Raw genomic sequence first — 24,655 nt, forward strand, 5'->3', positions numbered from 1 at the left:
GGTGGAGATGGGGCTTCAGTCCCGGCCATAACCTCCCTCTCACCATCCCGCCCCCGATCGTTTTGGCGCGTTCTCATTTCTCAATTAAAGGGTATATTGAACGTCTTCCCGCGTTCTGATATAATGAAATTAATAAATAAATCTGCGCCCCGCGTACCCTGAACCGCTCTTCATCTAAGGCCGGTTTTTAACCGCATCCCCTTGTCAGGAGGCTGAATCTATGAAAATGAGGACCTGTACCCGAAAGCCGGTACGGCTGCGCACGGCAAGTGCTGCAATCGTACCGGGAACTGTGACGTCGTTTACATCCCTTCCCCTGTTTCTGTTTATTTTTGTATTTACTCTTTTCTGCTCTTTCCCATCCGCCGCGGCTAACATAAACGCCCCGTCACCGGAATCTTTTATTGACGGTGTTTCGCTGCAAAAGAAAGTGATCGTGGACACGGACGGATTGCGGATCACTGCCGATCATCTGGAGATTACGGAGGATACCTTCGACTCCTCTTACAAGGTGTCCGTCATCTTCCGTGTGGAAAACCGTTCTTCGCAGAATGTTCATCTTATGACATCCGCTTTAGGATGTTATGTAAACGGTCAGCAGGTCGGCGGAGGCAGTGAGATGCTGGACATTCCCAAAGGCGAAACACAGTCTCCCGCTCTTGTCACCCTGACTCCATCCTCCCTGGCCGGAAGCGGTATCCGGTATATCAGTACGATTGAAAACTCACTGTTTGTCCGTATCGGTGAATCCGGAGGAAGTTCTACCCGTTTACTGAGTGAAAAGTATACGCTGGAGACAGCTTCCACGCGCTCTGATGAGTCCGTGGTTCCTTTCGCAGGTTCCTGCCTCCATGATGGGGACGGAATTAAAATTTATGCAGTGACGGAAGAAATCAACAGTAGAAATGCCGGCAAGTTATTTCTGCTCCGGGTGGAGAATTATTCCGGGCATTATCTAGAATTAAAAGCGCCTCTGGGCATGATGTACGGCGGCTCACTGAAGGCCGTCATCGGTCCTAACAAATACAGCGAGGTATCCCTGCCCGACGGTAAGACCGCCACCCTCACTTATTTCCCCGAGCTGGGATTCCGTTCCGACGGCTCCGGCTCCTCGCAGTTTGAACTGAATATCCAGGCGGAATTCTTTGACTTACTGGAAGAAAAGACTCCCGTCAGCACAAAGACGTACGGGCCGTTCCGGTTCCGGTACTGATTGTCCAGGCAAAGCCCCCTAAATAAGCACAGCCCCGGCAGAATTAAACAATTCTGCCGGGGCCGGCTTCTTTAGGGGGAATTATATCAAATAAGATACGCCTGCCGCAAAGCTGCTTTCCGGAATGCACATTTCCTTCCGGCGGCTTTTTGGGGATTATGATAAGCAGGGATATCGAATCTGCTCTGGTGTGGCTGTTCTCTAAATCTTAATCTCTCAGATATTTATCGACCAGCTCTTTGTAGTAATCGGCTCCAATAAATTTCAGATAGTCGGCAAATGCCATAAACTCTCCATTGTAGCCTTCATCCGTCTCATTTTCTTTGATGTACTTTAAGAGTGATAGAACGGACGCAGTCTGCGCAAACAGGCAGCTGACGGGGAACGTGATAATCTTGTATCCAAGTTTTCCGCAGTCGGCGGCTGTCATGCCGTCATTGATTCCTTTATTGGCATAGAGGCCAAGATGGATTGGACCGTTAACTCGCGGCGGGAGTGCTTCCAGTTCCTGCCTTGTCTTCGGCAGGATTTTAACCATATCGGCTCCGGCTGCCATATATGCATTGGCTCTTTCAATCGCCTCCTCAAAAGGCGCATCGGTCCGGGCAATAATCACCATATCCGGATCTTCGCGTGTTGCAACCGCCGCCTCAATTTTTCCAACCATTTCGTCGGTACTGATTAATTCTGGGGCTTTGATAAACGGACAGTTCGGCGGCTGCTTCTGATCTTCAATAAACAGTCCGGCAACGCCTGTCTTCTCATATTCCTTTACCGCACGGATTACGTTTAAGGCGCTTCCGTAACCACCCTCCGCATCGGCGAGGATCGGGATATCGACTGCATCAACCATCTTACTGAGAATGGAAACCGTTTCATTCAGGGCCAGAAGGCCCGTGTCCGGCTGTCCCAGCACTACTCCGTGCATTCCATATCCGGTTGTACCGGCGATGGAGAACCCGGAAGCCTGGATCGCCCTCGCACTCAGTGCATCATAGGCACATGGCGCGATTAGGTAATCGCGTTCCGCAAGAAGTTTACGTATTTTTTTACTCTGTTTTCCCATAAAAACCCCTCTTTCTTCTCTCTTTAACATTGTTTTCCGGCACTCTCTTCAATATTCACTTACACTGAATCACACTGCTGGTTTTGCTCCGTCCGGCTGGTATTACCGGTGTTCTAAATTGTTTTTATTATATCGCCTCCGCCTCACCAAAGTCTAATACCTGTTTTATATCGGTTTGATAGAATGATTCTATGAAGCTTTTTCAACGTTTTGTGGTATTTTTACAATTTTTTGCCGCTCAGAAGATAGATAACTATATAAATAGTACAATGTATTTTGTTTATTCTTCTTTATTATCATTGTAATCCAAAAAATGTATGAATAATCTAAATACTCTTCTTGACTTTACCATGCTACCATGCTACAATGCTGAGCATTACACAAATACGAGGGTCCATGCAGCCGGCCGTTTCTTAAATTCGGAGTTTTTCCATATTTCTGACAGCGGTGGGGACGGCTGTGGGATGTGTAAAAGTTTATGTGAGGAGGAAAAATCTATGTCGTACGTTGATGAAATCTACAGCAAAACAGTCAAAAAAAATCCTGGTGAGGAAGAATTCCATCAGGCGGTCAAAGAGGTACTCGATTCTCTCAGACCTGTTATTGAAGCAAATGAAAAGCAGTACCGTGAGACAGCCCTGTTGGAACGCCTTGTCGAGCCGGAGCGGATTATCTCTTTCCGTGTTCCCTGGGTGGATGACCAGGGCCGGGCGCGCATCAATAAAGGATACCGCCTGCAGTTTAACAATGCAATCGGACCTTATAAAGGAGGACTCCGCTTCCATCCGTCTGTAAATCAGGGCATTCTTAAATTCCTGGGTTTTGAGCAGACTTTTAAAAATGCCCTGACCGGTCTTCCAATCGGCGGAGGTAAGGGCGGTTCCGACTTTGATCCAAAAGGTAAATCAGCTCATGAGGTGATGGTATTCTGTCAGAGCTTTATGACGGAGCTTTATAAACATATTGGCGCAGATCAGGATGTACCGGCCGGTGATATCGGTGTCGGCGGCAGGGAACTGGGCTACATGTACGGCCAGTATAAAAGGCTGACCGGACTTTATGAAGGCGTCCTGACCGGAAAAGGGCTGACATTCGGCGGTTCCCTTGTGCGTACCCAGGCAACCGGCTACGGTCTTGTCTACATACTGGAAGAGATGTTAAAGAGCCATGGGGAAAGCCTGGAGGGTAAAACCGCCATTGTATCCGGATCCGGCAACGTGGCCATTTACACGGTGGAAAAGGCGGTGCAGCTGGGCGCCAAAGTAGTCGCCATGAGCGATTCCAACGGTTATATTTATGATAAAGACGGAATTAATCTGGATGTGGTAAAAGAGATTAAAGAAGTGCGCCGCGGACGCATCAAGGAGTACATGGATGAGGTTCCGGGCGCCGTATATACGGAAGGGAAAGGAATCTGGTCCATTCCCTGTGATATTGCCCTTCCATGCGCAACCCAGAACGAGCTGAACCTCGAAGACGCTAAACGTCTGAAAGCAAACGGCTGTATCGCCGTGGCCGAGGGCGCCAACATGCCTTCCGATATGGAGGCGACCGAATTCTTCCTTTCCAACTCCATTCTGTTCATGCCGGGCAAGGCAGCCAACGCAGGAGGCGTTGCAACCTCCGCCCTGGAGATGAGCCAGAACAGCCAACGCATGAGCTGGTCATTCCAGGAGGTGGACGAAAAGCTCCACGACATCATGGCCGGAATCTATACCAAGGTGGCCGATGCCGCAAAACGCTATGGCGAAGCCGGAAACTATGTGGTTGGCGCTAATATCGCCAGCTTTGAAAAAATCGCTAACGCTATGATGGCTCAGGGATTTGTATAAATAATGCTGATTTGAATTATGGATACAGACAAAAGAGCCTCCCTCCCCGGTATGAAACCATTCTGATTTTGTGCCGGGGAGGAGGGCCGTTTTCTATTTATTTATACACAAAAAGGGATACTGCTCCAGTAGGTTTTTCATCTACTTTTGCAATATCCCCATATTCTTTCATAAACTGTATTTAAAACTGCATATCCGCTAAGCCAAACCGATCAATTGTTTTATCTGGAGCTGCATCGTGAAAATATACATTATCTTCCTCGTAAGTTCCACTTTCCTCCTGCTGATCCATCAATCTTTTCCGGGCCTCCAGCCCCTCCAGATTTAAAATAGACTGATAATCATTTTCAAAGTTTAATCCATTGTCTTCGTGATTCGTACATCTTCCGTTGCTATCAAAATTGTAGACACGGCCATTTTCTGTTAACTCGTCATACCTTAATTCGCCTGACGGATTAAGATAATACCAATTCCCCTGCGTGGTCAGCACCCATCCTGTTTTCATGTAGCCGTCTGCATCAAAGTAATATAGTTTTTCATCAATTGTTACCCACTGAGAAGCCGGATAGCTCCCATCATCATTCTGATACCACCATCCTGTCGTATTCTGCTCCCACTGTCCTGCAAAAGATGTCATGCTTACCATCATTGACAAACATGCCGCTACAAGAAATGTGCTCAATTTCTTCATCCCCAACTACCTCCTCCTGCTATAATAATCTGTTTCTATTATAACGTGGATTAGAAATTAATTCCACCCCTTTCGTCCCTCTAAAAGCTCATACTGCTTATCTCTTCCATTTACTTTGTTACGTATTACTAATTTATTAATTACTAATCTTATTCTTACTTTATTTTCATAACTGTTTTTATGGCTTTCCCATACGCGGCATGCATGCTCTGCTGCCCTGTATCTACTTTTTTACAACCGGAATCCAGACTTCAAACTGCGCATTCGCCGGATCCGGGTTGAGGTAGACCTCGATATCCGGGGCGCTGCCATACTCATATCCGGACGAAGGCAGCCATTCCGTCACGATGCGCTGTTCCAACTCCTGAATGGAGCGGTTAGTTCCCGAGCCGGCGAATATCGCCCAGGTGGCAGCCGGTACCGTGAACTCTTCAAAAGAAGTACCCTCCACCGGATGAGAACTTGCAACAGCAATAAAGTACTTCCAGTCTTCCTCGTCATAGCAGGCGCTCACGCCCAAAAGCCCCATGGGGCTGCCGTCCATCATTGCAGCCAGTTTCTGCACCGTGCCATCCATAGCCGCCTTTTGCCACATACCGGGAACGACTGCGAAATTTTCCTCAATGTCTTTGCTCATGGAACCGGATACCCCAATAATACGGAACGCTTCTTTTTCTTCGATTCTGTAATTCATCTCTTCCACTCCTTTAATCGTGATTTTAAAGCTGAGCGGCGGAAAAGATTTGAGCGGCGTTCCCCCTTTGCGGACTGCCGAGGGCGCGATTCCCTGAACGCCCTGGAACGCCCTGTTAAAAGCGGTCGGGGAAGAATAGCCGTATTTCAGCGCTATGTCTATGATTTTTTCATCGCTTCCCTGCAGTTCCACCGCTGCCAGGGACATTCTCCTGCGGCGGACATACTCCGACAGGGACACTCCCGCCATATACCCGAACATCCTTTGAAAATGATAGGTGGAACAGCAGGCGATCTTCGCAAGCTGTCCATAATCAATTTCCTCCGCAATGTGCTCTTCGATATAATTCATTGCTTTATTCAGGCGTTCTATCCACTCCATCTTTTTTCCTCCTGCTCTTTGCTCTTTGCTCTTTGCTCTTTGCTCTTTGCTCTTTGCTCTTTGCTCTTTGCTCTTTGCTCTTTGCTCTTTGCTCTTTGCTCTTTGCTCTTTAAAGAGATTCTATCCGTTATTCCTGTTCTTTTCCTCTCTTTCCATGCACAAAAAAGAGAGGTTACCTGACCGTGGCCCGCCTGACATGACGGCTCACCGCCTCAATCCGTTCCAACTCCCGCTCCATAACCGCCAGAAACTTTTCTGCGGCCCCGTTCCGGTCCGTTTTTCTTTTTAGATAGTAAATAATCTGGGCCGGAGGGCCTTCTTCCAGGGGCCGGATTGCAATGCCCAGTTTTTCTCTCAGTTTCAGCGCGGCCGTAGCCGGGATAATAGCCCAGACATCCCTGAATCCAAGAAAATACTCCATAAGTGACATCTGGTCAAGCACCATCCTGGCACACGCAGAAGATTTAAACCGGAAATCATGCCACAAATCATATTCCGGGCTCCAGGGCAGCCGTATTTCATCGGATGCATTGAGCTGCGAGGGATGAACCGCCTCTGCATAACGTGTCCCCGGCCCCAGGGCCAGCAGCATGTCCTCCTCAAACAGAGGGACCGTCTCCACTCCCCTCACCTCCATATCGTCTGAGATCAAAGCCAGATCAATCTGTCCTTCCGCCACATGCCCATACGCCTCCAGGGAGTGATAATTGGAAAATTTCAGCAGATATTCCGGGTTCTCGGCCATAAAACCGGAACAAACGGTAGGGAACAGGTACGTACTGATACTGTTAACAGCCGAAACCCTCAGTGTTCCGGCCTGATCCATCCGGTCAATCTCTCTGGCCTCCTTCCACAGCTCCAGATACCTCTCCGCGACCGGCACAAACGCTTCTCCTTTGTCGGTCAGCTCAATCGTCCTCTGTCCTTTCCCTCTTTTTATAAGCCTATACCCCAGCTCATTCTCCAGCGCCTGAATCCGCTTGCTGAGAGCTGGCTGAGTTACATAAAGTTTTCCCGCAGCCGATGTAATGCTGCCCGACTGCAGAGCCGTGAGAAATGCCCTAATCTCAAGTTCTGTCATATTCTCCCCCTCCATGACCGCCACCGCAGCAGCGGCCACCCCCATAATGGCCTCTCTTGTGAGGACGGTTCCTGTAATAGTCGCCTATAATCCGTTCAAAATATAACTAATAGTTTATATTATAAGGCAATATTCAGAATTTTACAATACAGGCCGCCTGACTTATAATATCACCATACCGGCCGGGGCCACTCCCTTCCCTTTTCTGCCCCGCCGGTAGAGTCCTTGCTTCACATCTTAACTTAATTGCAGAAAGCAGGTAACTAAAATGCAAAGAGAAAAAGACTTACTCCATAGCGGCATCTGCTCCTCCCTCCTGTTCCTGATGGGTCCATTAATTATAGGGAATATTTTTCAGCAGCTTTATAACACCATAGACGCCGTTGTAATCGGTAAATATGCAGGATTAGAAGCCTTTGCAGCCATCGGGGTATCGGGAACTATTATGAATCTCTTTATCTTTGTAATCAGCGGCTGCTGTTCGGGCATTGCCATCATTCTGGCCCAATATTATGGGGAAGGGAATGATTCTGATTTCCGGAACGAGGTGTTCATGGCATTTACCCTGGGCAGTGCCGGCGTCCTGGGTATCAGCATCCTGGCTTTTTGCAGCGTCGGGTCCATCCTCCGTTTTCTTCAGACTCCTCCTGAAGTAGCCGCACAGGCGGCCGTATACCTCAAGATTATATTTGCCGGGCTGATTCCCGCCTTTTTTTACAATCTCTGCTCAGCCATCCTCCGTTCCATCGGCAATACGGTAATTGCTCTTTTGATTCTAATCTCTGCCATCGTACTGAACTTTGCCATGGATCTGCTCTTTATCAGAAACTTCGGCATGGGGATAGCGGGAGCCGCGGCCGCGACAATACTGGCCCAGATCCTGTCCGCCATTCTCGGAATTATTTATCTTGTGAAAAGTTACCCCTCCCTGCTCTTTCGGAAGGAAGATATGCATTTCAGCCGCGGGCTTTTTTTCAGGACTCTGCGCTACTGCTTTGTATCCGCGCTTCAACAGGCCAGCCTGTATCTGGGGAAGCTTCTGGTGCAGGGCACGGTCAATTCCATGGGAACGGAAATGATTTCCGCCTACACAGCTACGACAAAGGGGGAAGGTTTTGCCAACTCCTTCGGAGACAGCGGCACAGATGCACTCTCGGTCTTCATCGCCCAGAATACGGGGGCAGGAAACCGGGACAGAGTCAGAAAAGGATTTAATAAGGGATTTCTGCTGCTGGCTGCCATGGGAATCTCCCTGTCCTTTGCCATGTACATAACCGCCGGCATAAGCGTCTCCTTTATTTCCGGCACAGATAACCCGATCGTAATAAAAGAGGGAGTGCGCTACATGGCAGTCATCTCCCTCTTCTATCTCTTTAATTATATCGGCGCCGCTTATGTGGGCTTTTTTAATGGTATCGGAAAGGTGGGCGTATCGGCCGTCAGCGTTGTATTCCACATCTCCATCCGTGTCGTCATCTCCTGGCTCTTCATCCGGAAACTGGGGCTCATTGCCGTGGCTTTCGCCACCGGAACCGGCTGGGCCGCCCTGGCGCTGTGCCAGACCGTGCTTTATCTGGCACGTTACCGCAAACGTCAGTCAATTACCGCCTCCGCAGGAAGCCGCTGTGAATAAACCACCACGAGGTCCTGATCCTGTATCCCGGTATTTCCTCCCGGAATAATGACCTGATCCCCGCGCTTAATCATAACAATAATCGTATTTTTATAGAATTTAGCTTCGGATACCTTTTTATTGCACCAGCGGTGTTCCTGAGTGATCCGAATCTCCTTCAGAAGAATCTCGCGGTTGTCGGAAAAGCCTTCCGCGCCGAGAATAACCGTATCACCCGCAAGAATCTCCGTATTACCCTTGGGGACCACCACCTGCTCCCCCCTCTTAATTACGGCGATAAGCGTTCCCGGATGGAGACTAATATCGCGTATCTTCTGGCCTGCCCACGGATGATCCGCCCCTATCGGAAGCTGGATAAATTGGATCTGGGTATTTTCCGTATAGTCGGTAAATGTTTTCATAACATCGGCGTTCTCGTCTATCATGTCGCACTTCTTCGCCAACACTGGAAGCAGGGAACCCTGAAAGATGATGGAGAACAGAACCACACAGAACACGATGTGGAATACATCGATACTGGTATTACTGCCGCTCACAGTCACCATGATAGCAAACACAATGGATGCCGCTCCGCGAAGACCGGCCCAGGAAACAACAAAATACTGGTTGAGCGGCGTTTTAAATGGAGCCAGCAACAGCCCTACCGCTGCGGGACGTGCGACAAAGGTCAAAAAGAGTGCGATAGCAGCAGCCGGTAAAACGATAGCCGGCATCCGGGAAGGAAAAGACAGAAGTCCCAACAGGAAAAAGAGCAGAATCTGCATGAGTCCGGTACATGCATCGAAAAAGCTCACCAGCGTTTTCTGATTTTTAAGCGCCTGGTTTCCCAGGATAATGCCGGTCAGATATGTGCTCAGGTAGCCGTTTCCTCCTAGCAGGGAGGAGAGGGCATAGGAAATAATTGCGACGGCAAAGACGAATATTGTGTCAAAACCCTCGCCGTAAAACTGATATCTGTTCAGGAAACGGGACGCCACAAACGCCACCGCCACGCCGGTAAACAAACCGAAGAACAGCTGGCTCGCCAGCATTCCTACAATCTCAGAACCACCCATTGACCCAGACATGGCGGAGAGAATGATGATTGTCATCATATAGGAAAACGGGTCATTGCTTCCGCTTTCCAACTCCAGCATGGAGGCGGAACCGTATTTCAGGTTAAGTTTTCTGGATCTCAGGATAGAGAATACGGAGGCTGCATCAGTGGAACCGAGAACGGAACCGATCAGCATGCCCTCCAGGAAATCCACATGCAGGACAAAGTAACAGAAAAGTCCCGTCAGCACGGCCGTCAGTACTACTCCGATTGATGACAGCAGTATGGACTTAAACGCCACCGGCCTTGCCTCGCTCCATCTGGTGCCGAAGCCTCCGTAAAACATGATAAAAATAAGGGCAACCGAGCAAATCTGTTCTGCAAATTCGTAATTGTCAAATGCTATCTTAAAGACTCCATCCGAACCGAACAGCATCCCCAGCACAATAAAGACAAACAGTGTAGGTACGCCGAGCCGGCCTGAGATTTTGCTGCTGAGAATACAGATAAAGATTACAACAGATGTAATGAACAGTGCTAATGTAAGTGTAATAATATCAACTCCCTCTAACGCGATTTTATTATAGTTTACAACATTTTAGCAATAAAATACCAATAAAATCGCGTTCAGATATTGTTAAGAACGTATGAGTCCGGCCATGCCGCCTTTTTGCAGCATGGCCGGACCGCAGCTTAAGTCCCCGGCTGCTCCTCCCGGGCTTTTAAGAGTTCTTCAAATTTGTCTACCGTCAAAGGCCTTGCATAGTAATATCCCTGGGCCAGACAGCAGGAGTAACTTTTGAGCATTTCAACCTGGCTCTTTGTCTCAACGCCCTCCGCAAGCACCGGTATGGAGAGTGCTTTTCCCATGGCAATCACCATGTGGAGGATTGTCTCAGCACGTCCATAAGGATCGGACGCGCTTAAAAATTTCATGTCCAGTTTAATCTGATCGACGGGCGCCTCTTTCAGCATGTTTAGCGATGAATAACCGCTTCCGAAATCATCCATCAGAATCTTGAATCCCCGTTCCCGGAGCTGCTGAATATGATCATGGACCGTCCTGGAGTCGGAAACATATGCCGATTCTGTTACTTCCAACTCGATTAAATCAAGCGGGATCTGATATTTTTCGGCAATCCGATACAGATTATCACTCAGTTTTGGATTGTAAAAACCAACTCTGGAGAGGTTGACGGAAACGGGCACCGCCCCTCTCCCCTCATCCAGCCATTTTCTTAACAGTTTGCACGTCTCCTCAAACATGTAAGTGTCAAGCTGTCCGATAAAACCGTTGTGCTCAAAAATCGGAATAAAATCGGAAGGGGGAATGATTCCCCTCTCCGGATGCGCCCAGCGCACCAACGCCTCGGCACCGATGATTTCTTCCGTGTTCATATTGTATTTCGGCTGCAGGTAGACCTTAAATTGCTTTTCCGTCAAAGCCGCGTTCATCTCGCTCACGATAAGCTGTGTATGGATCAGCGTCTCCCTGTGGGAATCGTCATAGACGGCAACGCGGCGTGCGTAATTTCCCTTTACGCTGTTCACCGCCAGATGGGCCCTGTCACACATGATGTTAATGCTCTTGTCCACACTGTGCACATGATAAACGCCGCATGAGACATCAACAACCATATCGATAGGGTACGCTTCCAGCTCTTTTCTAATCTTCTCCGTGATCTCTTCCGCTGCCGCTTCATCCTCCTCAATGCATACGACAAAGTGATCCGCCTCAAACCGTGAGCAGACGCCTCCGAGACGGGCCGTCCATTCCTTAATAACGCCCGCCAGGAAAAAGAGAAGCTTGTCCCCGGCCTCTACTCCAAACAAATCGTTGATCACCTTGAAACTCTCCACATTAAAGAAAAGGATCTGATGTTTCCGTTCAGGAGAGTCCTCCATATACCGGATCGCCTTCTCATAAAATGCCTTGCGGTTGTACATTCCCGTTAGTTCATCGGTCTCAGCTATAATCTGGTATGCCTCTTTCTCCTTCAGTTCCATCCTGATATTCATATGTTTGCGGTACATAAGGGCCAGCAGGATAATAACAGCCGCAGCAAGAAGGGAAATCAGGATGATTCTGACTCTGTAATAGTATATTGTGTCGGTCAGTGTCTCGTGATACGGGTGTGCCACCGTGTGTGCCATAATAATCTGGTTGATCGTATTGTCGTCCAGGCAGCTGATGGATTTATTCAGAATACTGATCAGCCTGCGGTCCACGTCATCGGAGATCATCATACACGTTTTCTCTTCCAGAGACTCCATTGCCGCCACTTGGAGCCCTGCATATCCTCTTTTCTGGAGGAAGTAATTGGCCACATGGGTATTCTGTATTGTAATATCGGCCTCCTGATCCTTAACCGCAGCAAAACAGTCCTCAATATTTTCTTTAAAGATTATGTCAAAACCGCTGAACTCCTCCGGGATAAGGCTGTGTCCGGACTCATAGGAGTATGGAAGCGCCAGCACTGCCTTGTCAAGCTCATAAATATTGACTCCCGAATTCACGACCGCCAGGGCCGGCTGTGAAGTCAAAATCTCCGTAAGCTGCCCGCCTGCCTTCTGTATCCTCTCCTGGCTGAACAGAATTCCGTTCACAATATTGACCTGGCGGCCCTCCATCAGGTTTTCCGGACGGCTGCCAATCGGTTCCGGGCTCATCTCGAGCCTGAGTCCGCTTATCTCCCCAATCTTTCTTGCAATATCCGGCAGGATTCCGGATGCCTCCCCGGTCTCACGATCGGTGTAGGAGAGCGGATAAAAACCGTCAATACAGGCCACCTTGAGAATTTGTCCCTCTTTTACGTATTCCATCTCTTCTCTTGTAAGCAGAGGTTCCTCCGAGGCGCTGTTATGTCCGTAGTATTCATGATACAGTTCTTCCACTATGTAAGGCGATGTTGAGTAAATATTACGGAGGGCGTCATTCAGGTCATTCAGCACAGCGCTGTTTCCTTTTGTCGTAATAATGTAAAAGGGCGCTGTGTCCAATTTCTCCACTATCCTCAGATCCGGCTGTCTCGACAGGCTGCCCAGAACTGCCAGGTCTGCGGCACCGCTTTTTACCGCTTCCGTTATCTCGTCGACCGTACTGCAGCCCAGCTCCTGATAGGAAAATCCCTTCTTCCGGGCAAAAGAGGCAAACTCCTCGCTCTGAAAGGATCCCTTCAGCACGGCGGCTTTCGTACCGTTCATTGCGCCGTAATCCTGATAATAGATATCATCGCTGCCTTTTCTAGTATAGACAAACGTGCTCTCCCGTCCTATCGGATATCCCGCATACTCAAATAATTCCATTCTTTGAGGATTCTTCTGGGCGCAGCAGACCAGGTCTATCTCCCCCTTCTCCAGCGCATCCAGACAGTCTTCCCACGTATAGTAATCATATTCATAGTTCCATCCGGTGTACTGCGATATTTTACTCAGGAAAGCCACCCCGTAGCCGCTGAAATATCCGCCGCCCTCAGGTTTAATGAATCCCTCATAATTGATATATCCGACTTTCATCGTTTTCTGCCCTCCGTCGGAAGCATCGGAACCGGCAGGCGCCGCCAGCGGAAATGCCAGAACCAGCACAAGCGACAGTATAAACAGCCTGAGGCGCTTTATATAATTTATCATACCAATACTCCCCACATAAGATGCATTTCACAGCTCCTTTACTGAAAAGTAAAGGTTTTGACCTATTGCTATTATATCACTTCTGCCGGAATTTGCAGTATATTCTTTTACCGTCCCCCCTCATTTCCAGTTTAGCAATATTTCAGACTTTAAACGCAGAATCTCACTGTCTTTTCAGCGAAGTGCCAAAAATTCTCCAGGCCCTTGTGTTGGCTGGAGTTCGGTGCTATACTTCACCCTTGGAAAGATATACAAGTGAGGTATTATGGAAATGAAAAGAAAATACATAGCGGCCGGCATTGCCGCTGCGGCAATACTGGCCGCCGTTTCGGGATACAGGACCACTACCCTGGCCGCAGGCTCCGCCGGTACAGAATCATATACAAACACAGACGGAGAAGTAATCCAGGTCTCTTTAGACCTCCGGGCATTCATGGAATCCATGGAGGCGGAGGAGCTCAAAAGCTCCCCGGCCGCCGAGATTACCGCGTTCGCCACAAAGGTGCAGAATACCGTTTCAGAGCAGGATCTGGAAGCTCTGGCCGATCTCTGTGATTTCCCTATTCAGATCACTATGGAAGACGGGCAGACATGTGCCGTCGCCTCCCGCGAAGATTTTATCGCTCTGGGCAGGGATTCGGTTTTTACAAGAAATCTGGTGCATGAGATCGGAATCGCAGAACCGTCGGAGCAGCAGCTCTATGGAAACGGGATTGTGATGGGAAATAACAACAACGTCATCATCAACAGGATGGATGGTTCCCTTTCCGTCACAGGGTTTAATTTCTAGAGCGTGTTTGAAAATTGCTTTCCGTCAGCTGTGCGTCACACTTTGTTAAATACAGATTATCTTTAACAGCAGAAAAGGAGATATGGAATGCCGCGAGGGTCCATATCTCCTTTTCTGTTTTGAACTGACGGTGAATAGTCCGCAAATCGGGCTTTCCGCCGTGTATCCTATTTATGCGCAAGGCCCGGTTACAGGGAAATGTCGCTTCCCGCCCTGGCTCTTCTGTCCAAAATTGAGTGGATAACAGGCACCATGAAGATTGCCACGATACCGCCGGCAAACCCGTTATTGTAAAGATTCATTCCGCCGTATACGATGCCGACATTCATCGCCACCGACGCGTGAAGGAATCCTGCCAGCAGACCTGCAACGACTCCGAATTCGCCGGCCACCGGAGCAAGCGTCGTGGAAAAGAGCAGCGCCAGCATCGCGGACGGAGCGTTGATACTCCATGCATGGGTCAGGCTGGCCAGACAGACACCCACCATGATTGGAAAAATATTTCTCAGGTGTTTTCCCGTCGCGCTGAAGCCGACAATCGTAAAAATACCGCCTATGGTCGGTCCGTTCAGATCACTTCCCACCGCCAGCACAAACAGGGTGGCGAAAATTCCGTTGATTCCCATGTTCAGGGCGACTGCGGCCCCGCCCTCATCGGCCAGGTAATCGGTTCCTGAAATCCCCGAGGTCTTCAGAATCCTGCAGTATGACTGTATCACCTTTTCCCCTCCCACCAGAAGGGCGCCCAGTATCATTCCCCCGAACAGGACGCCTAAAAGGATCAGAAAAAGGCGGTTGTTGCCCGTGGACCAGATGAGGCGTTCCTTTGTCTCAATTCCGAATGACTTCAGGGCCGATACAATCACCGTTGCAATAATACCTGCGGCAAAACCGACATTATAAAGTGAGTATCCCTTATGGGCATAATGAACATGGGTAGATAAAGGCGGCAGTACAAAGCCGATAGAAATTCCGACAGCCAATGTCAGACAGAGGCGGCCGAGAAACGGCATATCCACAATATGCATAATCTGCGTGATAATCGGTGACAAACTGGTCCCGTATATTCCCACATATATGTATTTGGAAAGCGAGACCCGATGATATTTGGCGTAGAGGAGGACTCCCAGAAGAATCGCCCAGATATTCATCAGATTTTTACCGAACAGTGAAAAGCCGAACATCAGACAACTGGATGTGATGGTGTGCCCATCCATCTCCATGTCAAGATAATAGATAAATCCGATACTGATTAATGTGAGGGCGCCCGCATTGATAAATGCCGCCCCGATGCCGCCCACCGCGATATAGTCTGTAATCAGGAAATCCGGTTCCCGTATCATCGTGAATACGCCTTCCAGAATGCCATCCAGCGGCTGAAGTAAAAGTCCTGCAACAATGAAGTAAGCTGGAATCAGAGCCAGTAAAAAGAATTTCTTTTCCCTGGTCAGAGATTTCATTTCGATCATAAATACACTGCCTTTCTATGGTGCGGATCTGCTTTACACTCCTCACCACCTTCAAAAAAAGGGTATGCAAATATTCAAGTGCTGCCTCTTTGCATACCCCATTCGTCTGTTAATATACTGTTAAATTTTCATCCTTTTTCTATTTTATTTCTTTTACGGCATATTTGCAACTATTATTTTTATTTTATAACAATAATAAATGTCGGCTTATACTCATCCGCTTTTTCTCATCGCCTCCTCTTCCTGTTCCTGCTCCAGTTTTTTCACGAGCACGGATTCAATTCTCATATTTTTAATCTGTTCCACATGGATTCCAAGGCCGTCCGCCTCCACATCCAGGGTTGTTCCGTCGGCCGGGATTGTATTCAGGCAGCTTAAGACCAGACCGCCTATTGTCTCGTAATCATCCGGCTCCGGAAGGTCCACGTCGAGCGTCTCCGAGACATCCTTAATCAGTGTGCTGCCCGGAAAACGCCAGAGGTTTTCTTCCACCTGCTCAATCTCAGGCTCCTCCTCCGCGTCAAATTCATCATAAATATTTCCTACAATTTCCTCCAAGAGGTCTTCTAATGTGATAATACCGGCTACCTCCCCGTACTCATCCACAACGATCGCCATATGTATCTTTTTAGACTGCATATCGCGGAACAACTGGTCTGCATGGATGGATTCGGGCACAAAATATGCCTCATGAAGCAGTTCCTTCAACGGTTTCTTATCAGTTCTCATGTTTAAAAGGTATTCTCTGGAATAGAGGATGCCCAGTATCTCACGGCCATCTTCATCATATAAGGGGAAACGCGACAGGCCGGTATTCCGGATTTTCTCCACTATCTCCTCCTCCGTGTCATCGATACAGAGAGACTCCACCTCGAACTCCCGCGTCATGGCCTCCTGTACAGAGGTGTCGTTGAATTCAAATACATTCTGAAGCCACTCTTTTTCTTCCTCATCAATGGCTCCGTTTTCTTTTCCCAGATCTATCATCATACGGATTTCGTCTTCCGTCACCTGCTCTTCCTGCGCCTCGGTCTTCATGCGGAGAAGCTTAAGCGTAGTGTTGGTTGAAAAAGCCAGGAAAGCGATTACCGGTTTCATGCCGAATGCAATGGCCGACACGGGCCCGCTGGCGATTTTCGCCACCTCATACGGTTTCTGCATCGCAATACGTTTGGGCACCAGTTCACCGAATATCAGCGTAAAATAAGACAGGATGATGGTAATCACAATAACGGAGACCGTGTCCAGCGCGCTTTCCGGCAGCGCCCTGAAGCCAAGGCCGTTGTAGATCCAGTTCGTCAGGATATCCGAAAAGTTTTCCGCAGCAAAGGCACTTCCTAAAAATCCGGCCAGGGTAATTCCTATCTGTATTGTTGAGAGGAAACCTGCCGGTTCCTCCGCCATTTTAAGCAGTCTCCCGGCCGTCTTATCACCGTTCTCCTGCATTCTCCTCAGTTTCGCCGTATTTAATGATATCACGGCAATCTCCGTCGCGGCAAAAAAAGCATTTAACACAATAAGCGCCGCCTGCACAATTAGTTGTTGTGGTAATTCTCCCACTTTAATCTCTCCTTTTCATTTTTATATTTTGAGCGCGAAAAGGCACAATCTGCTTTTAAAAATGCAGATCGCGCCTTTACTTTATGGCTCAATATTTAAATTGTTATTTTCCGCATCAGCGTCTGGTGCGCTGTCGTCCATCCTGTATAACACTCCTTCTTGATCTGCCGCCGCATTAGGCAGCGGTATCGTTGCTGCACCATTATATTACAGGATATGCAGCCTGACAGCAATAGTTTACGCAGGAGCTTAACGAAAGCTTAGCAGGGCCGTGATAGGAAACTTAACATTCCGTCATGATTCTTATGATCTCTTTATCTGTCTCACGCATTCCGTCTTTGCCAAGGCGGCCGATATTGCGGATGGTATTTTCCACCCCCTTGGCCACAAGGCCGTCTCCTCCGTAGAACTGCTGGCCCCTCTGAAACATCTTGTATCCCAGGATTCCGGTGTCCACCGCCACCGCAATCTTGGCCGCACAGGATGCCTTAGCCCCGTCGCAGACAATTCCCGATGTGACGGCCAGGGCATTGACCAGCGTGTGGGCAATGACCTCCAGGCTGCCGCCTTCCAGATAAGCGATTCCCGCCCCGGCCCCGGCTCCTGCGCTGACCGCGCCGCAGTAGGCGGACAGACGGCCGATTCCGGTCTTCTGGTGCAGTGTGACGAGGTTGGACAGCAGAAGGGCGCGGTAGAGTTTTTCACTGCCGCTCTGAAGCTCCTTTGCGTACTCTATTACCGGGAGAGATGCCGTCATTCCCTGGTTTCCGCTGCCTGAATTGATGATAACGGGCAGATCGCAGCCGTTCATCCTGGCATCAGAACCGGCTGCCGCCATGGCTTTTGCCCTGTTCTCGATCCGATCTCCGTACTCTTCCATCAGTACACGGCCGATGTTTGCGCCGTAATCCCCTCGGAGGCCCTCTTCTGCAATAGCCGTATTATATTCAATCTGGCGGTCCAGAACTGCCTTTACATCCTCCAAATCCGCGGTATCTGCAAAATCATAGATTTTCTCAATAGTCAGCAGGGAATAGTCTGGAACGTACTCTTCATCTTTCTCTCCTGCCGTCTTCTCAAAGAGAATCGCGCCGTTTTTGCTGATCTCCACAATATTGGTATGTTCCTGTGCAATGCGCACCCGGGCGGTGGAACCGTCTTTCTCCACCGTCACCGCCATATCCAGAAGATAGGGTGTGTCAAGCGGCTCCACCGTAATTTCGGCCCTCTCCATATAGGCTCCCAGACCGGCCTTCTGCTCTTCTGTTACCTTGGAAAGAACCTCCAGTTCCAAATCCTCCCTGCCCGCAAGGATACCTACGGCCGCGGCCGCTTCAATTCCCCGGCGGCCTCCCGAGTTGGGCACAATAACGCTCTTGACGTTCTTGACAATATTGCCGCTGACTTCCACCAGCACTTTATCCGGCAGCGCTCCCAGCACGGATCTCGCCTTTGCACTGCAGTACGCAAGGGCAATCGGCTCCGTGCATCCCATTGCCGGAACCAGTTCGCGCTCTAATATTTCCACATAGGTCTTATAACAGATATCGCTTTTTTCCATCCTGTAACTCCCCTTCCGCTGAATTATTTAAACAGCTCCGTCGATAAATAGCGTTCTCCGGTGTCGGGAAGAACCACCACAATTTTCTTGCCTTCATTCTCCGGCCGTTTAGCCAGCTCTACTGCGGCCCAGAGAGCTGCTCCGGAGGAAATACCCACAAGAAATCCCTCTTTAGCCGCCATCAGCCTGCCCATCCTGTAGGCATCTTCTTCCTGGGCCAGCATAATTTCATCGTAAATTCCGGTATCCAGGATTTCCGGGATAAATCCAGCCCCGATTCCCTGGATTCCGTGAGGTCCCGGAACTCCGCCCGAAAGCACCGGAGATTTCACAGGCTCCACCGCTACCACCCGGATGGACGGATTTTTCTCCTTCAGGTAGCGCCCGGTTCCCGTAAGTGTTCCACCGGTTCCCACCGTTGCCACGAAGATATCCACACCTCCGTCCGTATCTTCCCAAACCTCCGGTCCGGTGCTTCTATAATGCGCCCCCGGGTTGGAGGGATTAACAAACTGTCCGGCAATCCAGCTGTTTTCTACCGTTTTCTGAAGTTCCTCGGCTTTCTGTATGGCCCCCGGCATTCCTTTCTTTCCCTCCGTCAGGATCAGCTCCGCACCATGTGCCGTAAGGAGTTTCCTGCGTTCCATGCTCATGCTGTCGGGCATGGTGATGATGGTTCTGTATCCTCTCGCTGCCGCTACAGCCGCCAGGCCGACGCCCGTGTTGCCGCTGGTCGGTTCAATAATAACCGAGCCTTCTTTCAGGATTCCCGCCGCTTCCGCGTCCAATATCATCTGAAGTCCCACTCTGTCCTTGGCGCTTCCTGCCGGGTTAAAGCATTCGAGCTTTGCAAGAATTTCTGCCTTTGCCCCTTCCTGCGCCGCCAGTCTTCTCAGACCGACAAGCGGTGTATGGCCTACGAGTTCTTCAATTCCCTGATAAATTTTTCCCATGGCAATTCTCTCCTTTTCCTGATCTGCGGCTGCCTGCCATCACATTTTACCGTCTGATATATAATACTTTCCTTATATGGAATTAACAGGTTGCCCCTCCTTTGAGATGCACCTGGGCATTGATAATTTCTTCCTTCCGCTCCAGAAGTCCGTTGTCCAGAAGCTGTGCTTCCACGTTGTCAAATCCCAGTCTTTCTATTGTATCGGAGAAACGCTCTCCGGTTATTCCCTGTTCCCGGAACAGAAGGATAGCCTTCTCCAGTACGTCAAGCACTTCCTCTTCCGATTTGAAAACAGTCCTTACCGGGCGTCCTTTAGCGATCTTCTTACCCCATCTTCCTCCAATTACGGCTTTGTATCCTTCGAAGGAGGATGTCACGGCGCCGAACGGGCATTTGCCGACACAGCGTCCACAGTTGTTGCACTGGTCTTCCTGAACCGCGATGCCGCTGTCATTCAATACCGCAGCTCCCACCGGACAGGCGTCAACTACCGTACATTTATTACATCCGCGGCAAAGTTCCGGATCGGCCGCCGGTACGTTCTGTCCTACGATACCGAAATCATTCAGACTCGGCTTTACACAGTTATTCGGACATCCGCCCACTGCTATTTTAAACTTATGAGGCAGTTTGACGCCCCGGTATCCCTTGTAAAATCTCGTATGGATCTTGTCGGACAGGGCAAATGTATCGCACAGCCCGTACTGGCATGTCGTTCCCTTGCAGGAAACAACCGGACGAACCTTGGAACCGGTTCCTCCCGTCTCCAGTCCTACCTCTGCCAGACTCTCCCTGAACGGTTCGATGTTCTCATAGGGAATTCCCGTTACCTCCATTGTGAGGCGTGTGGTCATTGCGATATGTCCGTCACCGTATTTTTCTGCCGCCTCGGCTATCTTGGCATTTTCAGCCGCCGTTATTTTTCCGTTTCTTGTGACAATACGGCCGTTGAAACAATCGGTTCCCTTATTATGTAAAAATCCCAGCGCCTTGACTCTTGTGATATCTTCCTGACTCACCGTAACGCCCTTTTTCTCCGCCTCGATGAGGCCCTCAGCCGCCAGGAAATTCTCCAGGAGGCTGTATGAGAGTTCTACCGTCTTCAGGCATCTGCTCTCTTCCACGGTATATTTGTCCTTCAGAACGGAACACTTCGTGCTTCCCAGTTCCCGCTCAAAGCTCTGGCAGAACTCCGCACATTTCTCTTTAAAACCTTCCGTGGCATGGGCCCTGTCCTCCACGAGAAACATGCTGATAACCGCCATCGCGCTGCTGAGCGCCCCGCAGGTCTCACCGCAGCCCATTCCGCCGCCGAACCCGCTGACCAGCCGGAATGAATCCTCATTCAGTCCCAGATTGTATTCCTCATTTGCTACACGGAGCACCGTCTCTGCACAGTTGTAGTCCTTTTCAAGATAATAGTGGCGTAACTTCTGTTTGTTCATTTGCATATTCCCTCTCTTTAATATATATTCTTATGTATTCCTATCCCACTCAAACCGTATACGGCGGTACCTCTGCCGCCGTGCACTGAATCCAGCCATACATGCCCCGGATCTTTTAAACCTGCCTGTTCTAAAGGCCCTCGTAAGCCTGGATGTCTCTTATCCGGCTTTCCTGACCCTGACTGTCCCGGTCTCTATACTCTTATCCCAGTACCAGCCCTCTTTCTTCCATCAATTCACGGAGTTCATCCACGACTGAACCCAGTTCCTTCCCTTCCTCATCTATGATGATATCGGCGTACTTCTCAAAATATGTAATTCTTTCCTCATAGAGATCTTTAAGCGTCATTCCGTCCTTCAGGACAACCCCGCGGTCAACCACATCTCCAAGCCTGCTGAGCAGTTCCTCATAGCTGATTTTGAGATACACGACCGGTCCCAGGGATTTCAGGTTTTCCATCGCCTCTTTCCCGTAGATTACGCTTCCTCCGGGGGCAATTACGGCGCGGTTTGCTTTCAGCCCCGCATTGACCTGGTTTTCTACTTCCATAAATCCGTCGAGGCCCTGTTCTTTAATAATTTCCTTCAGCAGCTTTCCCTTTTCTTCCTGAATCACAATATCCACATCAATGAAAGAGTAACCGAGGCGCTTGGCGAGCAGCACTCCGACCGTGCTCTTTCCTGCTGCCGGCATACCAATCAATGTTATGTTGTTTCCCGTGCTGCGCACTCCCATCTCTGATTCAGTCTTATCGTCCCTGTTGAGTACCATGCTTTCCTCCTGCCGTTTTTCTTCCGCCTTTGACGGATACCGTCTTTTTTCTTATGCTGTAGCCGAATGTTCCCAAAAGGCTGGAAAGTCCGTAATATTCTCCGTGGGAATAGACAATCGGCGCCGCTTTGTGCAGTTCAAACTTACCCCTCTCATCCAGATAGGCCTCATCCACATCCACAGCTACCACTTCAGCCAGGAACATATGGTGGGACCCCAGTTCCTTTACCTCCGTCACACGGCACTCAATGTTGACGGGGCTCTCCTTGATCAGCGGAGCGCCGACCGCGTGCGCCGGAATAGGGGTAAGTCCGGTGTCTTTCCATTTATCCGTATCCCGTCCCGATTTGACCCCGCAGTAGTCGGTTGCATGAACCAGCTTCTCTGTCGTCAGATTGATGACAAATTCTCCCGACTCCTTCAGCATTCTGTATGAATAGCGCTCCGGCCTGACCGATATATAGGCCATGGGCGGGTTGGTACAAACCGTGCCGGTCCAGGCGATTGTAATAATGTTGCTCGCCCCGTCCCGATCCGCAACCGTCACCATGACTGCAGGTACCGGATACACCATATTTCCCGGTTTCCACTGCGCCTTCCGGGAAACCGGACCGCCCGGGGTGTCTGTACCGTTTTTTTTACTGGTTTTGATGGCGCCGTTTTCCTGTTTTACCGTATCCTTTTTTATTTCTTTATTATCGTTTTTATACCTCATCTACCATATCCCTCTTAGTGTTGACCTGCTTTTTATAATAACAAAAAATGAGGGTAATGTATACCCTCATTCAAACTGTAAGCAGACTATATTTTCCCTGTATTGGGAGTTTGAGGGTGTAACCCTCATTTTAAATCGCGAAGGCGGAATTCAGTTCCGCCGTAGTGCTGAACTGCCGATTTCTAGGGGCTTCAGCCCTTGCGCGAGGAAATCGGCAGTTCTTCCTTCGGTGGCTAGAATTTATGGCGTATGCCATGAATTCTACAGAGTGGCGACTTTGTCGACGCTCTGAATAAGGGTAATGTATACCCTCATTTCCTGCCAGTTGAGCTATTGTTCCGTCGCTACCATCAGGCCCGGCACAAGCTGTTTTTTTCTCGAAACAACGCCCGGCAGGCTGACAATATGTCTTTCCGTATCCGTTTCTCCCTCGCCTATGTGGAATGCGTCGGTAGCCAGTTGTTCGGCCCCCTGTCCATCACAGATAAGCTCCGTGGACTCCGTCAGGATATTGGTCAGCATGAAGAACATCATATCCACCTTCTCGTCTTCCCTGGCCCTGTCCATATATGATAACATCCTGTCTTTCAGTTCATCCAGCTCGCCGGAATTCAGTGATGTGATCTGGCCCACGCCGAAGGAAATCTTTCCGGCCGTAAAGCGCTTGAAATCCTGATAGAAGATTTCTGCGTCACTCTTGCCTTTCAGTTTGCTTCCTGCGGCAAACATCTTGTTGGCAAGCTGTTCCACATCGATCTCGGCAATCGCCGCGAGCTTCAAAGCCGCGTCTTTATCCACCGGTGTACAAGTCGGCGAACGGAAGAGAAGCGTATCGGAAATAATAGCGCTGCAAAGCAGCCCCGCAATCTTTTTCTCGATAGTGACTCCGTTCTCTTTATACATCTGATAAATAATTGTGGCCGTGCAGCCAAGCGGCTGGTTCCTGAAAAATACCGGTCCCATCGTCTCCACCGTACCGAGCCGGTGATGATCGATGATCTCCAGGATATTGGCGTTCTCTATTCCGTCGACGGCCTGGCTCCGCTCGTTATGATCTACAAGTATCACATTCTTCCCCCTGGCGCCCAGCAGGTTCCGGCGGGATATCATTCCCTTATATTTGCCGTTCTTGTCGAGAATCGGGAAATCGCGGTGGCGTTTGCTCGCCATCACCTCTTTAATATCGTCAATGTAATCATCGGTGTCAAACGTGATTAGGTTCTCTGTTTTCATGAAAAAACTGATCGGCATACTCTGGTTGATCAGACGCGCCGCCGTATACGTATCGTAAGGCGTCGTAATTACGGTACAGCCCCTCTCCTGAGCCAGCTTTTTGATTGTCATGGATACGCCTGCTCCCTCGCAGACAATGATACAGCCCGCCTCCATCTCTATCGCGCAGAGCTGGGATTCATACCGGTTGCCCAGGATGACGAGATCGTTTTTCTCAATGTAGTATTCCATCATATCCGGGTTTGCTGCGGCAATCAGCACCTTGCCTTCTTTAAAATATTCCTTCTCATCGCCAATCAGCATTGCCCCTTCCAGGGTCTCGATGATATTCGTATACTGTGTGCATGCCTTTGAGAGGATGCTGCTGTCGTAAACGTTCATGTAGGAACGTGTTATGTCTCCTACCGTAATCAGCCCCTCCAGCACATTGTCCTCGGTAACGGCCGGAATCGTCACAACACCGGCGTCCTGCATCAGGTTCCATGCTTTTTTCAGGGATATATTCTTTGCCACGCCTTTTGTTTCTCTTATGTCTATATCCTTTACCTGGGTTTTGACCGTCAGGGTCTCCTTCGGCGCTGCCATCCCGAAATAATCAAGCACAAACTGTGTCTCAGAATTGACGTGCCCCGCCCGGCCCGGCACATACTCCCCTCCGGTCGTAATCTGCTTCAAATTCGCGTAACAGATGGCAGAGCAGATTGAATCCGTATCAGGATTTTTATGCCCGATTACTATCGTCTTTTTCGTTTTATCAACTGTCATGCGGCCTCCTAATTTTTATAGTCCTGTTTTATTTATTCATAATCGATTCTTTTTTAATCCGTCCGCAGCACAGCCGCTGTCCGGCAGATGTGTTAACGGTAACCTCTTCTCAGGTATTTTTCAGTATAGCACA

19 protein-coding genes are annotated in these 24,655 nt (G+C 49.4%); 4 read left to right on the forward strand and 15 right to left on the reverse strand.

Annotated elements, in window-relative coordinates; genetic code table 11:
• Nucleotides 1–220 precede the first annotated feature (220 nt).
• The gene (locus tag EJL91_RS07640) at nucleotides 221–1,213 is read left to right on the forward strand and encodes a hypothetical protein (RefSeq protein ID WP_125141367.1); all 993 of its coding nucleotides are present in this window, start codon (nucleotides 221–223) and stop codon (nucleotides 1,211–1,213) included.
• 208 nt (nucleotides 1,214–1,421) lie between these two features.
• Here EJL91_RS07640 and EJL91_RS07645 read toward each other — a convergent pair whose 3' ends face one another.
• Nucleotides 1,422–2,279 carry an isocitrate lyase/PEP mutase family protein gene (locus EJL91_RS07645; protein ID WP_125141368.1) on the reverse strand — a complete coding sequence of 286 codons (858 nt, stop codon included), beginning with the start codon at nucleotides 2,277–2,279 and terminating at the stop codon, nucleotides 1,422–1,424.
• A gap of 497 nt (nucleotides 2,280–2,776) precedes the next feature.
• Here EJL91_RS07645 and gdhA point away from each other — a divergent pair, with 497 nt between their 5' ends.
• Nucleotides 2,777–4,111 (forward strand): NADP-specific glutamate dehydrogenase, encoded by a 1,335-nt coding sequence (gene gdhA, locus EJL91_RS07650; protein WP_125141369.1) that lies wholly within the window; start codon nucleotides 2,777–2,779, stop codon nucleotides 4,109–4,111.
• Between the two features lie 181 nt (nucleotides 4,112–4,292).
• Here the strand turns inward: gdhA and EJL91_RS25105 are convergent, their stop codons facing one another.
• The 3 genes from EJL91_RS25105 to EJL91_RS07665 form a co-directional block, all read right to left on the reverse strand.
• Nucleotides 4,293–4,802: a hypothetical protein gene (locus EJL91_RS25105; protein WP_125141370.1), complete on the reverse strand. Its 510-nt coding sequence runs from the start codon at nucleotides 4,800–4,802 to the stop codon at nucleotides 4,293–4,295.
• A 223-nt stretch (nucleotides 4,803–5,025) separates the two neighbouring features.
• Nucleotides 5,026–5,877 carry an AraC family transcriptional regulator gene (locus tag EJL91_RS07660; RefSeq protein WP_125141371.1) on the reverse strand — a complete coding sequence of 284 codons (852 nt, stop codon included), beginning with the start codon at nucleotides 5,875–5,877 and terminating at the stop codon, nucleotides 5,026–5,028.
• A gap of 172 nt (nucleotides 5,878–6,049) precedes the next feature.
• Nucleotides 6,050–6,958, reverse strand: coding sequence for a LysR family transcriptional regulator (locus EJL91_RS07665; protein ID WP_125141372.1), 909 nt, complete (start codon nucleotides 6,956–6,958; stop codon nucleotides 6,050–6,052).
• A gap of 268 nt (nucleotides 6,959–7,226) precedes the next feature.
• On the opposite strand from EJL91_RS07665, the gene EJL91_RS07670 reads away from it, so the two are divergent.
• Complete coding sequence (locus tag EJL91_RS07670) at nucleotides 7,227–8,591, forward strand: MATE family efflux transporter (protein WP_125141373.1); 1,365 nt, start codon at nucleotides 7,227–7,229, stop codon at nucleotides 8,589–8,591.
• On the opposite strand, the gene EJL91_RS07675 is transcribed toward EJL91_RS07670, so the two are convergent.
• A complete protein-coding gene (locus tag EJL91_RS07675) occupies nucleotides 8,552–10,204 on the reverse strand; it encodes a potassium/proton antiporter (protein ID WP_423243439.1) in 1,653 nt (550 codons plus the stop codon). The two genes, EJL91_RS07670 and EJL91_RS07675, sit on opposite strands and share 40 nt — an antisense overlap.
• A gap of 116 nt (nucleotides 10,205–10,320) precedes the next feature.
• Nucleotides 10,321–13,257: an EAL domain-containing protein gene (locus tag EJL91_RS07680; RefSeq protein WP_125141375.1), complete on the reverse strand. Its 2,937-nt coding sequence runs from the start codon at nucleotides 13,255–13,257 to the stop codon at nucleotides 10,321–10,323.
• Nucleotides 13,258–13,522: 265 nt separating this feature from the next.
• Here EJL91_RS07680 and EJL91_RS07685 point away from each other — a divergent pair, with 265 nt between their 5' ends.
• Nucleotides 13,523–14,047: a hypothetical protein gene (locus EJL91_RS07685; protein ID WP_243125269.1), complete on the forward strand. Its 525-nt coding sequence runs from the start codon at nucleotides 13,523–13,525 to the stop codon at nucleotides 14,045–14,047.
• Here EJL91_RS07685 and EJL91_RS25350 read toward each other — a convergent pair.
• The 9 genes from EJL91_RS25350 to EJL91_RS07725 form a co-directional block, all read right to left on the reverse strand.
• A complete protein-coding gene (locus tag EJL91_RS25350; RefSeq protein WP_423243431.1) occupies nucleotides 14,037–14,327 on the reverse strand; it encodes a DUF6783 domain-containing protein in 291 nt (96 codons plus the stop codon). The two genes, EJL91_RS07685 and EJL91_RS25350, sit on opposite strands and share 11 nt — an antisense overlap.
• On the reverse strand, nucleotides 14,236–15,516 hold the full coding sequence (locus EJL91_RS07690; protein WP_125141376.1) for a DUF1576 domain-containing protein: 1,281 nt from the start codon (nucleotides 15,514–15,516) through the stop codon (nucleotides 14,236–14,238). Before EJL91_RS07690 ends, EJL91_RS25350 begins: the two co-directional genes overlap by 92 nt.
• A gap of 213 nt (nucleotides 15,517–15,729) precedes the next feature.
• Nucleotides 15,730–17,076, reverse strand: a complete 1,347-nt coding sequence (locus tag EJL91_RS07695) for a hemolysin family protein (protein WP_125141377.1) — start codon at nucleotides 17,074–17,076, stop codon at nucleotides 15,730–15,732.
• A gap of 283 nt (nucleotides 17,077–17,359) precedes the next feature.
• Nucleotides 17,360–18,637 (reverse strand): L-cysteine desulfidase family protein, encoded by a 1,278-nt coding sequence (locus EJL91_RS07700; RefSeq protein ID WP_125141378.1) that lies wholly within the window; start codon nucleotides 18,635–18,637, stop codon nucleotides 17,360–17,362.
• Nucleotides 18,638–18,660: 23 nt separating this feature from the next.
• A complete protein-coding gene (gene cysK, locus EJL91_RS07705; protein WP_125141379.1) occupies nucleotides 18,661–19,590 on the reverse strand; it encodes a cysteine synthase A in 930 nt (309 codons plus the stop codon).
• 82 nt (nucleotides 19,591–19,672) lie between these two features.
• Complete coding sequence (locus EJL91_RS07710) at nucleotides 19,673–21,037, reverse strand: C-GCAxxG-C-C family (seleno)protein (protein ID WP_125141380.1); 1,365 nt, start codon at nucleotides 21,035–21,037, stop codon at nucleotides 19,673–19,675.
• 202 nt (nucleotides 21,038–21,239) lie between these two features.
• The gene (locus tag EJL91_RS07715) at nucleotides 21,240–21,809 is read right to left on the reverse strand and encodes a shikimate kinase (protein WP_243125270.1); all 570 of its coding nucleotides are present in this window, start codon (nucleotides 21,807–21,809) and stop codon (nucleotides 21,240–21,242) included.
• On the reverse strand, nucleotides 21,787–22,524 hold the full coding sequence (locus tag EJL91_RS07720) for a flavin reductase family protein (RefSeq protein WP_341466970.1): 738 nt from the start codon (nucleotides 22,522–22,524) through the stop codon (nucleotides 21,787–21,789). The genes EJL91_RS07715 and EJL91_RS07720 overlap by 23 nt, the downstream gene beginning before the upstream one ends.
• A 330-nt stretch (nucleotides 22,525–22,854) precedes the next feature.
• A complete protein-coding gene (locus tag EJL91_RS07725; RefSeq protein WP_125141381.1) occupies nucleotides 22,855–24,522 on the reverse strand; it encodes a putative manganese-dependent inorganic diphosphatase in 1,668 nt (555 codons plus the stop codon).
• Nucleotides 24,523–24,655: the final 133 nt, after the last annotated feature.

The sequence above is a fragment of the Clostridium transplantifaecale genome (genome assembly GCF_900626075.1).
Lineage (GTDB): Bacteria > Bacillota > Clostridia > Lachnospirales > Lachnospiraceae > Otoolea > Otoolea transplantifaecalis.